The sequence below is a fragment of the Paenibacillus ottowii genome, from assembly GCF_006874425.1.
GTDB classification, from domain to species: domain Bacteria; phylum Bacillota; class Bacilli; order Paenibacillales; family Paenibacillaceae; genus Paenibacillus; species Paenibacillus ottowii.
Genome location: NZ_VIJZ01000005.1, coordinates 364,732 through 376,240, shown reverse-complemented (window position 1 = coordinate 376,240; position 11,509 = coordinate 364,732). Strand labels below are relative to the sequence as shown.

The window sequence follows — 11,509 nt, the reverse complement described above, 5'->3', positions numbered from 1 at the left end:
CGAGGACAGTGTCAGGTGGGCAGTTTGACTGGGGCGGTCGCCTCCTAAAAAGTAACGGAGGCGCCCCAAGGTTCCCTCAGAATGGTTGGAAATCATTCGAAGAGTGCAAAGGCAGAAGGGAGCTTGACTGCGAGACCTACAAGTCGAGCAGGGACGAAAGTCGGGCTTAGTGATCCGGTGGTACCGCATGGAAGGGCCATCGCTCAACGGATAAAAGCTACCCTGGGGATAACAGGCTTATCTCCCCCAAGAGTCCACATCGACGGGGAGGTTTGGCACCTCGATGTCGGCTCATCGCATCCTGGGGCTGAAGTAGGTCCCAAGGGTTGGGCTGTTCGCCCATTAAAGCGGTACGCGAGCTGGGTTCAGAACGTCGTGAGACAGTTCGGTCCCTATCTGTCGTGGGCGTAGGAAATTTGAGAGGAGCTGTCCTTAGTACGAGAGGACCGGGATGGACGTACCGCTGGTGTACCAGTTGTTCCGCCAGGAGCACCGCTGGGTAGCTATGTACGGAAGGGATAAGCGCTGAAAGCATCTAAGCGTGAAGCCCCCCTCAAGATGAGATTTCCCAATTAGTAAGACCCCTTGAAGACGACGAGGTAGATAGGTTGGAGGTGGAAGTGCAGTAATGCATGGAGCTGACCAATACTAATCGGTCGAGGGCTTATCCTAAAGATAAAGCGCAAAGAAGTTTCGGATCCAGTTTTCAGGGTGTAACACCTTGAAGGTATGTAGAAGTACATACGACAAGCGTAAGGCTATTCATTCACACAATCTGTGATGAACCGAATAACCCTACGGAAGAATTTACGGTGTGAATTCATGTTTGGTGGCGATAGCGGAGGGGTTCCACACGTACCCATCCCGAACACGACCGTTAAGCCCTCCAGCGCCGATGGTACTTGGACCGCAGGGTCCTGGGAGAGTAGGACGCCGCCAAGCGAGTTTTATAATTATTATTCCCTGATAGCTCAGTTGGTAGAGCACTCGACTGTTAATCGAGTTGTCACAGGTTCGAGTCCTGTTCGGGGAGCCATATGGAGAGGTGTCCGAGTTGGCCGAAGGAGCACGATTGGAAATCGTGTAGGCGCCAAAAGCGTCTCGAGGGTTCGAATCCCTCTCTCTCCGCCAGAATTATTTTTTAGCACGGCCCGTTGGTCAAGGGGTTAAGACACCTCCCTTTCACGGAGGTAACAGGGGTTCGAATCCCCTACGGGTCATAGTAATATGGAGGCTTAGCTCAGCTGGGAGAGCATCTGCCTTACAAGCAGAGGGTCGGGGGTTCGATCCCCTCAGCCTCCACCATAGTTTATATCGCGGGGTGGAGCAGTTCGGTAGCTCGTCGGGCTCATAACCCGAAGGTCGCAGGTTCAAATCCTGCCCCCGCAACCAACTAACTTTTAATAATTTATTATGGAACTGTGGTGTAGAGGCCTAACATGCCTGCCTGTCACGCAGGAGATCGCGGGTTCGAATCCCGTCAGTTCCGCCATTTTCACAAAGTTACATTACCCTGTTGGGAGCCATTAGCTCAGTTGGTAGAGCACCTGACTTTTAATCAGGGTGTCGAAGGTTCGAGTCCTTCATGGCTCACCATTCATGCACTTATATGTCATGGATATAATTGTATTGCGGACGTGGCTCAGCGGTAGAGCATCGCCTTGCCAAGGCGAGGGTCGCGGGTTCGATTCCCGTCGTCCGCTCCATATTTGCGCCCTTAGCTCAGCTGGATAGAGCGTTTGACTACGAATCAAAAGGCCGGGAGTTCGAATCTCTCAGGGCGCGCCATTAACTTCATAAGCCGGTGTGGCGGAATTGGCAGACGCGCGCGACTCAAAATCGTGAGGGAAACCGTGGAGGTTCGAGTCCTCTCACCGGCATGTATTTCGGGATGTAGCTCAGCTTGGTAGAGCACCTGGTTTGGGACCAGGGGGTCGCATGTTCAAATCGTGTCATCCCGATTTAAAGGAAAGTCGCTGGAAGCAGCGGCTTTTTTGTTTTATGTTATTATTTTTTGCATAAATCAGTAATGTCCAGGTCACACTAACACAAAAAGTGGGACGGAAGGGATTACTGTGAAGCGATTAAGTTGGAAAAAACAGATGAAACGGCGCTGGAAACAGTGGAGAAGAACAGTGTGGGCATGTATTATTTCGGGTGCGGCTTGCTTACTGGCAGCGTTGGGCATTCTGTTTTCGAATCATATGCAGGCTATGCTGTCGCAACCACTGGCTACTCCCGTTATGGCAGAGGTGGAGGGGGAGTCATCAAATTATACTTCTACCGAAGATCGTTCCTCGCAGATGCAGCTATTGCAAAGTATTCGTGCTTCTGGCATAAGCAGGAAGACTCGTTTGTTAACTACCTACGTATGTGGTACAGAGACCACTTCCTTGGGAACATTAAGTTCACAGCAACTGGAAAGTTTACTGGAACAACATCCCGACTGGAAGGGAAGGCTTAATACTAAAGGAGAAGTGTGGCTGGAGCGCAAGGTGGAAGATTTGTCGGAGTCATGCAAAGAGCGCGCATACATGGGATTGAGCACTGATGGCCAGCTTACTTTGTTTGAGGGGCTGCCCAAAAAGGAGAAAGTAATTCGTACCTTTTTTCAATTGGATTTAGGCTCCATGGAGACAGCCTTGCCAGAAGGGGTATATAAACAACTTCAGCAGGGAATCCGTGTACAGGATATAAATGAGTATAACAGTGTAATCTCCACTTTTAGTGACTTTGCAGTGGAGCGAACACAGAGAGTATTAAAGCAGCATTATTGATTACAAGTACGGAGACGTTAGACTTTGGCCACGGGGTGAAGTTGTAGCGTCTCTTTTTATGTTTTCACTCATGGGTTAAACTTTTTCCTCTATTAGATACAAAGTTTTGTTATAATGAAATGAACGACACATATGTTCGCTTTATATGGGATTAGGTCATGTAAATTGACGATGGTGCTGACTGTTGGTTAGTTGCGCCATGTTTGAGCGATAGGGGAGAGATTTTCTTGCGTTTTCTAGGAATTGATCCGGGTATAGCCATTGTGGGCTTCGGGTTTGTAGACAAGATCGGCAGTAAGGTGGTTCCAGTGCAATATGGCTGTATTCAGACGGAAGCCCATACACCAGAAGAAGACAGGCTACTTCATGTGTATGAAGGCATGTTGCAATTAATTGATAAGTATAAGCCGGATGCAGTAGCTTTGGAGAAGCTCTTTTTTAATCGCAACGTTACAACAGCTATGTCCGTAAGTCAGGCACGTGGGGTACTGGTGTTGGCTGCCAAACAACGTAATTTGCCTATAGGGGAATACACGCCGATGCAGGTAAAGCAGGCTATTGTAGGGTATGGCAAGGCAGAGAAGAAGCAGGTACAGGAGATGGTTAGAATGTTTCTAAAGCTCCAGGCTGTACCCAAACCGGATGACGTAGCGGATGCTTTGGCAGTGGCTATTTGTCATGCGCATTCCTATGGGTTAAATTCAAAATTAAATGAGGTATTGCGAAAATGATAGATTTCTTGCGTGGTTCTGTAGCTCACTTGGAAAATGAATATGTCGTTTTGGATGTGCAAGGTGTAGGGTATCGGGTATTTTGTCCGAATCCTTACGCGTTCGCCAAAACGGAAGGACCGGTGGTTATTTACACTCACCATCATGTAAGGGAAGATGCTATTTTACTGTTTGGGTTTGCAACCCGTGAGGAGCAGCAATTATTCCGTAAACTGATCGATGTATCTGGTATTGGACCGCGTGTGGCGCTTGGTATTTTGGGAGGCGGTACGCCTGCGCATGTGGTGACGGCGATTTATCAGGAGAATATCACATTCCTCACCAAATTACCGGGGATTGGTAAGAAGACAGCACAACGTATGATTCTAGATTTGAAAGACAAGTTGGACGGTATTGGATCGTTGGGAATGGCTACCGGATTGTTTGCGGAGCCCGTTGTAGAAGAAGGTGAAGGTTCGTATTGGAGTGAGGCGCGTGAGGCGCTTAAAGCTCTCGGTTACACGGATGCTGAGTTAGATAAGGTGTGGAGCAAAATGAAGAAAGATGCGAAACCTGATGATTCTGCCGACATATTGATGAAACGGGCTTTGCAACTGTTGTTTGCCGGATAGGACGCTGTTGTCCGTGATGAGAAGTCTGGTAAAAAGAGGAGCGATGGAATATGGATGACCGGATTATTTCCGCCAATTTGATGATGGAAGACCAGACGGCGGAGCTAAGCCTTCGCCCCCGTTATCTAAATGAATATATCGGGCAAAATCAGGTTAAAGAAAATTTGAAAATATATATTGAAGCGGCCAAGATGCGTAAAGAAGCATTGGACCACGTTTTGTTGTACGGACCACCTGGATTGGGGAAAACCACTCTGGCTAACATTATCGCCAATGAGCTGGGGGTTAATTTACGTACGACTTCAGGTCCTGCCATTGAAAGACCGGGAGATTTGGCAGCATTGCTAACCAATCTTCAAGAGGGGGATGTTTTGTTCATTGATGAGATTCATCGCCTTCATCGTACAGTGGAAGAAGTCATGTATCCGGCGATGGAGGATTTTGCACTGGACATTATGATTGGCAAAGGTCCAAGTGCCCGTTCGGTGCGTTTGGATTTGCCGCCCTTTACCCTTATAGGTGCTACTACACGCGCTGGATTGCTTTCTGCGCCATTACGTGACCGCTTTGGTGTTATTAGTCGATTAGAGTTCTATACGAAAGACGAGCTGGCTTACATCGTGTCTAGAAGTGCGGATATTATGGAAATGGAGATTGTCGGGGACGCAGCGGAGGAAATCGCATTGCGTTCACGGGGGACACCGCGGATTGCCAACCGACTGTTAAAAAGGGTGCGTGATTTTGCCCAAGTTGTTGGAGACGGTATTATTCATTCAGAATTGGCGACAGAGGCACTAAAGAGGCTTCAAATAGATCCACTCGGGCTGGATGAAATTGACCATAAAATGCTTAAAGCCATGATTCATTCATTCCGGGGCGGACCTGTAGGATTGGATACCATCGCTGCGACCATTGGTGAAGAGAGCCAGACGATTGAGGATGTGTACGAGCCTTATTTGTTGCAAATTGGTCTTTTACAAAGAACACCTCGGGGACGAACGGTAACCCCGGCGGCATATGCCCACCTTGGAATTCCCATGCCAACGGATCCACGGTAACTAAGGAAACCATGGTGTACTCATAAAAATCAATGACTGGTTGTTCGCAAGCAGGGGATATGAATGAAATGGATAGGCAGATGAATTGAGGTAAGAAAGTGTGGAAGCCCGATTCGAGCGGGTTCACATTTTGTTTTATTCCGCCGATGTATTTAAAGGGATAGACGCGGGTCAAGATCCCGATAAATCACGTAATACAAGTGCTAGTCAGCTAGAATTGGGGGAGCTAGAAATGAGTAGATATACATTGAACCAAAATAAGAAGTCCAAAGCTTGGACAGGCCGTGTCAAACGAGCGGCATTAATTATGGTATTAGCTACAGCTTGCATACCCTGGTCTTCAGGTGTTCAGGCTGCTGCCGCACAAGAGGATATTCGCGTAGTGATCTTTGCGGATCTAGGTAGTAAATATAAAGCGACAGTCCCCGCTGTAACTTTGAAATCATCAGGGAGCCTGAGTGTCGGCCAGAATAGTGGAGGCAGCTATCAGGCTTGGATGGGACTGCCGGACAGTACAGCTCGTTTTAGTGTAGACAGCTATCGGGTGAAGGTGCTTGAAGGAAATGAAGCGGCTGCGATAAAAGCGGCTCAAGCCCTGCAAAAGACAAATGACAAGCCTACCGTTTTTATCGGTTCAAAAAACGGTAGTTCTGTCTATCAAGTGTATGCGGGCATATATGCTAGTGAACAGTCTGCGCAGGCTGCTGTACAGCGGATTTCTTCAGTAACCGGAGCTCAGGCCGAAGTTAAGGGTAACAAGCATTGGTCGACGGGAAGCTATGGAACCGAGCAGGAGGCTAATCTTGTTCGCACAACTATTGCTGCTGCAGGTTTTGATGCTTTTACTGTGATTCAATCAAGGGGACAGTATGCTGTATGGGTTGGAGAAGAGAGCAATGACAGCAAGCTGTCAGCCTTGAAAACAGAGCTAGAGAGCAAGCAACCCAAACTCACCCTTTCCAAGGTAAACCAAACCGGTCTCATCATAAGGCAGGAAGCAGGAGTAACGACAGGCTCACAGGTGATGTCTCATTACATGCTAAGTGGGTCTGATAATGGTAAGGTAATTGTCAACGGCGGTAATAATGGAATCCAAGTGGTCGAAAGATCACAACGTACATATCGCGGTGACATGGAAATTAGCACGACGTCAGGACAGCTGGCGCTTGTAAATGAAGTCCCTTTGGAACAGTATTTGTATTCCGTAGTTGGAGCAGAGGTCTATTCCTCATGGCCAGCTGAAGCACTTAAAGCTCAAGCGGTAGCGGCTCGTAGTTATGCACTTGCTCAAGGCAATCGGTTTCAGATTGGCAATGTAGTAGACGGCACTCTAAGCCAGGCTTACAACGGTAAAAGCTCGGAGCATGCGAATGTCAACGAGGCTGTAGATGCAACAGCTGGTGAGGTGATTAAGAATGGCGGCAAAGTGGTCGAAGCTGTATTTTCCTCTAATGCAGGCGGTGTGACAGCAGATGCTTCCGAGGTATGGAATAGTGGTGGCGAAGCGTTTGCCAGCGTAGACAGCTCGGGAGATACTTCAGCACAAAAAGGTGCACAGGAGTGGTATCATGTGCTTCTCTCCAATGGCAAGACAGGTTATATTCGCGAGGATAATGCTAAGGAGTTGGAGGGAGTCACAGAAGCAGGATTAGACAAAATCACTGTTACAGCAGAAAATACAAATGTGCGTCCTATTCCCCAAATTCAATCTACGGTTACACCCATAGCAAAGGTACAGCCGGGCGAAGAAATGATTGTTTTGGAAAAGGTGCCTCAATCCGGAGATTATGCATGGGTTAGGGGGCCCTTTACAGCAGCTGAAATTGCTAAGTCCTTGCAAGGGAAAATAACCGGGACGGTACCATCCTCTATTAATCACCTCGATGTCACTAAACGGGGACCGTCAGGGCGAGTGTTAGAGGTTGAAGCAGATGGAGCCCCTTTAAAAGTGAAATATCCGGATATGTATCGCTCAGCGATGAGGGGACTGCCGAGCACACTGTTTGATATTGCGAGTACCGGCAGTTATACTGTATTAGGCGCAGATGGAGCTACTTCTCATGTAAGTGGCACACAAGGTACCCAAATTCTGTCGGCATCTGGCACCAGCACTTCAAGTGGTAACGGGGTGGTCGTCATGAATGAAGATCGCCATGCACGAGTCATTGACAAAACGCAAAGCTTTATTTTTACAGGTAAAGGGAATGGTCATGGTTTGGGCTTATCCCAATGGGGTGCCAACGGTTTGGCAGAGCAGGGGTATGATTACAAGAAAATTTTGCAACACTATTATAAAAATGTGGATATAGTTAAGGACTGACCAATATATGAACGTAAATGACTACGATTTTGAACTACCTGAAACATTAATTGCACAGACGCCTTTGCTTGAGCGGACCGCTTCTAGATTATTAACGTTAAACAAAAACAACGGTGAAGTGGGACATCATACATTTTCGGATATTGTGCAGTATCTTCAGCCAGGGGATACGCTGGTTTTGAATGATACCCGAGTAATTCCTGCACGATTGTTTGGCATCAAGCAAGACACTGGCGCTAAGGCCGAGGTGTTGCTGCTTAAACAACTGGAGGGAGACCGATGGGAAGCATTGGTGAAACCCGGCAAAAAGCTGAAAAAGGGAGCTGTTATCGTTTTCGGTGATGAACTGAAAGCAGTTATTGAGGAAGAAGGAGATATGGGCGGAAGGGTACTTTCATTTTCATATGATGGTATTTTTCAGGAGATCCTGGATCGCTTAGGGCAGATGCCGCTTCCTCCGTATATTAAGGAACAGCTGGATGATCGTGAGCGGTATCAGACCGTTTATGCTCGGCACGAGGGTTCTGCTGCGGCTCCGACGGCAGGGTTACATTTTACAGAAGAACTATTGGACCAAATTAAAGAGAAGGGCGTTACCGTTGCCTTTATCACACTTCATGTTGGTTTAGGAACGTTTAGACCGATGTCGGTGGATACGATTGAAGAGCATGTTATGCATGAAGAATACTATTCATTGTCACAGGAAACGGCAGATATACTCAATGCAACTAAGGCGCGTGGCGGTAGAGTTGTGGCCGTGGGAACAACCAGTTGCCGAACGCTGGAGACGGTGGGCAATAACCTCGTAGATGGTGTGCTACAGGCCAGCAGTGGCTGGACACAGATTTTTATTTATCCAGGCTATCAATTCCGTGTGGTGGATGCAATGATTACGAATTTCCATTTGCCTAAATCCACTTTGGTTATGCTGGTCAGCGCACTAGCTGGCAGAGAGAATATTATGCATGCTTACCAGGAAGCGATTGACCAAAAATATCGGTTCTTCAGCTTCGGGGACGCAATGTTCATTTATTAATTAAGGATGGTAGAAAATATGGCACCAGCAATAAGATACGAACATATTAAGACCTGTAAGCAATCTGGAGCTCGTCTTGGGCGTGTACACACACCTCACGGAGTGATTGAGACTCCAACCTTTATGCCCGTGGGAACTCAAGCAACTGTTAAAACAATGAGCCCTGAGGAATTGAAAGCAATGGATGCTCAAATTATTTTGAGTAATACGTACCATCTGTTTCTTCGTCCTGGTCATGATATTATCCGTGAAGCGGGCGGTCTGCACAAGTTTATGAATTGGGATCGTCCTATTTTAACGGACAGTGGCGGATTTCAAGTGTTTTCCCTAAGTGAAATGCGTAAGATTTCAGAGGAGGGAGTTCATTTCCGCTCTCATTTAAATGGAGATAAGAAGTTCCTTTCTCCGGAAGTGGCAATGGAAGTCCAAAACTCGCTTGGCTCGGATATTATGATGGCCTTCGATGAATGTCCTCCTTTTCCAGCTGAGTATGAATACGTGAAAAAGTCATTGGAGCGCACTAGCCGTTGGGCAGAGCGTTGTTTGGAGGCACATGCCCGTCCTCATGACCAAGGGTTGTTCGCCATTGTACAAGGAGGCATGCATGAAGATCTGCGCAAGCAAAGTGCGGCAGATTTGACTTCCATGGATTTCCCGGGGTATGCTATTGGTGGACTGAGTGTAGGTGAACCTAAGCATTTGATGTATGAAGTGCTTGATTATACGGTTCCTCTGCTTCCTACCAACAAACCACGTTATTTGATGGGCGTAGGTTCGCCGGATGCTTTGATTGAAGGCTCTATTCGTGGTGTGGATATGTTCGATTGTGTGCTTCCAACTCGAATTGCTCGCAACGGGACAACGATGACAAGTCAAGGACGCCTTGTCGTTCGGAATGCGAATTATGCAAGCGATTTTGGGCCACTTGATCCGGCGTGTGATTGCTACACTTGTCGTAATTATTCACGTGCTTATTTGCGACATTTAATTAAAGCAGATGAAACCTTCGGGCTCCGACTGACAACGTATCATAACTTGCATTTCTTAATACAATTGATGCGTAATGTCAGACAAGCGATTATGGATGACAGGCTGCTTGATTTCCGCGATGAATTTTTTGAGCAGTACGGTCTTCATGATAATGATAAAGGCTTTTAAGTTTTAGGGGAGAGTATTCGAAAGGGGGATTTAATGTGTTTCATTTTGCTACAGCTGCGGCTGCACCTGGTGGAGCTGGGGGACTTTTTCAAATGATCTGGCCGCTGGCTCTGATGTTTGTAATCTTCTATTTCTTGCTGATTCGTCCGAATCAGAAGAAACAAAAGCAGCGTCAATCGATGCTTCAAGCTTTGAAAAAGGGAGATAAAGTGATTACAATCGGAGGTCTTCACGGTACAATTGTGGAGATTACAGACGATGTAGTTGTTTTGCGTGTGAATGATGTAACGAAGCTGACCTTTGATCGTAGTGCGATCAGTAATGCGATTGCAAAAGACACTGCTTCTGAGGAAGTTGTTTCTAAATCGTAGTATGCGATTATTATGCAAAAACCGAGCCTTTGAGGAGGCTCGGTTTTTTTGTGTGTGGTATACATGTCGATTTACTTGCGGAAGTTAATGCCAAACATCCCCCCACCTGCTCCTATGACAAACGCGATTCCTAAGTGCATCAGGTCCTTACCGTTCATGCCTGCATCCAATGCCAAAAAACCGACCAGAAGAATGATTAGCCCATACAGGATGCCTGTAATACCGCCTTGATACCAGCCTTTGTTCGTGGATCTTTTACCGGCGACGAAGCCGCCAGATAGCATGGCGAATGCGTGGACGATGTACGTATACAATGATAAATCCTGTTCTTGCATCTGTGTCATCCACAAGAGTAGTGAGAGAATCAATGCGCCTAACAGCATCCATGCAAAAGCATAAAATAAGCCGGATAAAACGGGATGGGCCAGACGAAACGAACACCAGCGGCGAATGAGCTCCATGGATAATTCCTCCTGTACCAAGGTTTGAACTATTATCATTCTATGGCCAAGCTTCCTAGCTTAGTACCAAGTCGTAAGCAGTCTTTCTCTTTATTTCAATAATTTAGCCTTTTGTTTTTTGTATGAGCCAAGTGAAGAACGGTCAGAATACGTGTACAATGAACGGCTAATGTCTTGTCAAGTACAGGAGAGGAGGCGAGCCTATTGAGTCACGATATTTTTGCTCATATTTTTCGGACGCTGCTCATGTATTTTATTGTATATCTGGTGATGCGTTTGATGGGTAAAAGGGAGATTGGAAAATTGTCTGTATTCGATCTCGTCATATCCATTATGATTGCCGAAATTGCTGTATTCAGCCTGGAGGATATAAAACGTCCACTTTATGAAGGGTTGATTCCTTTAGGAGTGCTGTTGGTTTTGCAAGTTGGAATTTCCTATTTCAGTCTGAAAAGTCGGCGTTTGCGCTTACTATTCGATGGTAAGCCCAGTGTTTTGTATTCAAATGGACAACTATACAAGGACGAAATGAAGAAGCAACGTTACAACTTAGACGACTTGATGTTACAACTTCGTGAACAAAATATAGAAAGTTTGGACGAAGTTGAGTATGTTATTTTGGAGACAACAGGTAAACTTACGGTTATTAGCAAGGAAAATTACGATGAAGCTAAACACGAAAAAAATAAGCAGGATGAAAGAGAAAATGAACTGATAAACAAAGAGAAACAGGAAAATAAAGTTCATCCTTCTCCACAAATTGGCGGAAAGTTTAGATATGAGGGACTGCCTATTCCATTAATTATGGACGGAAAGGTGCTGGATCGAAACTTGGAACGGATGGATATGAACCGTTTTTGGCTTAAAAATCAGATTCAAGCGAAGGGACACAAAGATTTTAAGGATGTTTTCTTATGCTCGGTTAACCATAGAGGGGATGTGTACATTACACCGCCAGCCTATGGAGAATCTCTGGAATAGCTTCT

10 protein-coding genes, 11 tRNA genes and 2 rRNA genes are annotated in these 11,509 nt (G+C 46.5%); 22 read left to right on the top strand and 1 reads right to left on the bottom strand.

Annotation, left to right across the window (positions count from 1 at the left end; all coding sequences use genetic code 11):
• The 21 genes from FKV70_RS14795 to yajC all read left to right on the top strand — a co-directional run.
• Nucleotides 1-672 (top strand): 23S ribosomal RNA (locus tag FKV70_RS14795); the annotation flags it as partial.
• Between the two features lie 153 nt (nt 673-825).
• Nucleotides 826-942 (top strand): 5S ribosomal RNA (gene rrf / locus FKV70_RS14790).
• 18 nt (nt 943-960) lie between these two features.
• Nucleotides 961-1,036, top strand: a tRNA-Asn gene (locus FKV70_RS14785).
• 3 nt (nt 1,037-1,039) lie between these two features.
• Nucleotides 1,040-1,131 (top strand) — tRNA-Ser (locus FKV70_RS14780).
• A 17-nt stretch (nt 1,132-1,148) separates the two neighbouring features.
• A tRNA-Glu gene (locus tag FKV70_RS14775) sits at nt 1,149-1,220 on the top strand.
• 9 nt (nt 1,221-1,229) lie between these two features.
• Nucleotides 1,230-1,305 (top strand) — tRNA-Val (locus tag FKV70_RS14770).
• 10 nt (nt 1,306-1,315) lie between these two features.
• A tRNA-Met gene (locus FKV70_RS14765) sits at nt 1,316-1,392 on the top strand.
• 23 nt (nt 1,393-1,415) lie between these two features.
• Nucleotides 1,416-1,492, top strand: a tRNA-Asp gene (locus tag FKV70_RS14760).
• A gap of 28 nt (nt 1,493-1,520) precedes the next feature.
• Nucleotides 1,521-1,596, top strand: a tRNA-Lys gene (locus FKV70_RS14755).
• A 35-nt stretch (nt 1,597-1,631) separates the two neighbouring features.
• Nucleotides 1,632-1,706 (top strand) — tRNA-Gly (locus FKV70_RS14750).
• A gap of 5 nt (nt 1,707-1,711) precedes the next feature.
• Nucleotides 1,712-1,788: transfer RNA gene (locus tag FKV70_RS14745), tRNA-Arg, on the top strand.
• A gap of 12 nt (nt 1,789-1,800) precedes the next feature.
• A tRNA-Leu gene (locus tag FKV70_RS14740) sits at nt 1,801-1,880 on the top strand.
• Between the two features lie 7 nt (nt 1,881-1,887).
• Nucleotides 1,888-1,961, top strand: a tRNA-Pro gene (locus tag FKV70_RS14735).
• 114 nt (nt 1,962-2,075) lie between these two features.
• Nucleotides 2,076-2,777 (top strand): BofC C-terminal domain-containing protein, encoded by a 702-nt coding sequence (locus FKV70_RS14730; protein WP_142613307.1) that lies wholly within the window; start codon nt 2,076-2,078, stop codon nt 2,775-2,777.
• 227 nt (nt 2,778-3,004) lie between these two features.
• Nucleotides 3,005-3,508, top strand: a complete 504-nt coding sequence (ruvC, locus tag FKV70_RS14725; protein WP_025675038.1) for a crossover junction endodeoxyribonuclease RuvC — start codon at nt 3,005-3,007, stop codon at nt 3,506-3,508.
• On the top strand, nt 3,505-4,119 hold the full coding sequence (gene ruvA / locus FKV70_RS14720; RefSeq protein WP_063212983.1) for a Holliday junction branch migration protein RuvA: 615 nt from the start codon (nt 3,505-3,507) through the stop codon (nt 4,117-4,119). Before ruvC ends, ruvA begins: the two co-directional genes overlap by 4 nt.
• A 50-nt stretch (nt 4,120-4,169) precedes the next feature.
• Nucleotides 4,170-5,177: a Holliday junction branch migration DNA helicase RuvB gene (gene ruvB / locus FKV70_RS14715; RefSeq protein ID WP_064796867.1), complete on the top strand. Its 1,008-nt coding sequence runs from the start codon at nt 4,170-4,172 to the stop codon at nt 5,175-5,177.
• 232 nt (nt 5,178-5,409) lie between these two features.
• Nucleotides 5,410-7,497, top strand: a complete 2,088-nt coding sequence (locus FKV70_RS14710) for a SpoIID/LytB domain-containing protein (protein WP_142613306.1) — start codon at nt 5,410-5,412, stop codon at nt 7,495-7,497.
• Nucleotides 7,498-7,504: 7 nt separating this feature from the next.
• On the top strand, nt 7,505-8,533 hold the full coding sequence (gene queA / locus FKV70_RS14705; protein WP_063212985.1) for a tRNA preQ1(34) S-adenosylmethionine ribosyltransferase-isomerase QueA: 1,029 nt from the start codon (nt 7,505-7,507) through the stop codon (nt 8,531-8,533).
• A gap of 18 nt (nt 8,534-8,551) precedes the next feature.
• Nucleotides 8,552-9,691, top strand: a complete 1,140-nt coding sequence (gene tgt, locus FKV70_RS14700) for a tRNA guanosine(34) transglycosylase Tgt (protein ID WP_063212986.1) — start codon at nt 8,552-8,554, stop codon at nt 9,689-9,691.
• 35 nt (nt 9,692-9,726) lie between these two features.
• Nucleotides 9,727-10,062: a preprotein translocase subunit YajC gene (gene yajC / locus FKV70_RS14695; protein WP_013372646.1), complete on the top strand. Its 336-nt coding sequence runs from the start codon at nt 9,727-9,729 to the stop codon at nt 10,060-10,062.
• Nucleotides 10,063-10,133: 71 nt separating this feature from the next.
• Here the strand turns inward: yajC and FKV70_RS14690 are convergent, their stop codons facing one another.
• Complete coding sequence (locus FKV70_RS14690; RefSeq protein WP_063212987.1) at nt 10,134-10,523, bottom strand: TIGR04086 family membrane protein; 390 nt, start codon at nt 10,521-10,523, stop codon at nt 10,134-10,136.
• A 204-nt stretch (nt 10,524-10,727) separates the two neighbouring features.
• Here FKV70_RS14690 and FKV70_RS14685 point away from each other — a divergent pair, with 204 nt between their 5' ends.
• Nucleotides 10,728-11,504, top strand: coding sequence for a YetF domain-containing protein (locus FKV70_RS14685; protein ID WP_142613305.1), 777 nt, complete (start codon nt 10,728-10,730; stop codon nt 11,502-11,504).
• Nucleotides 11,505-11,509: the final 5 nt, after the last annotated feature.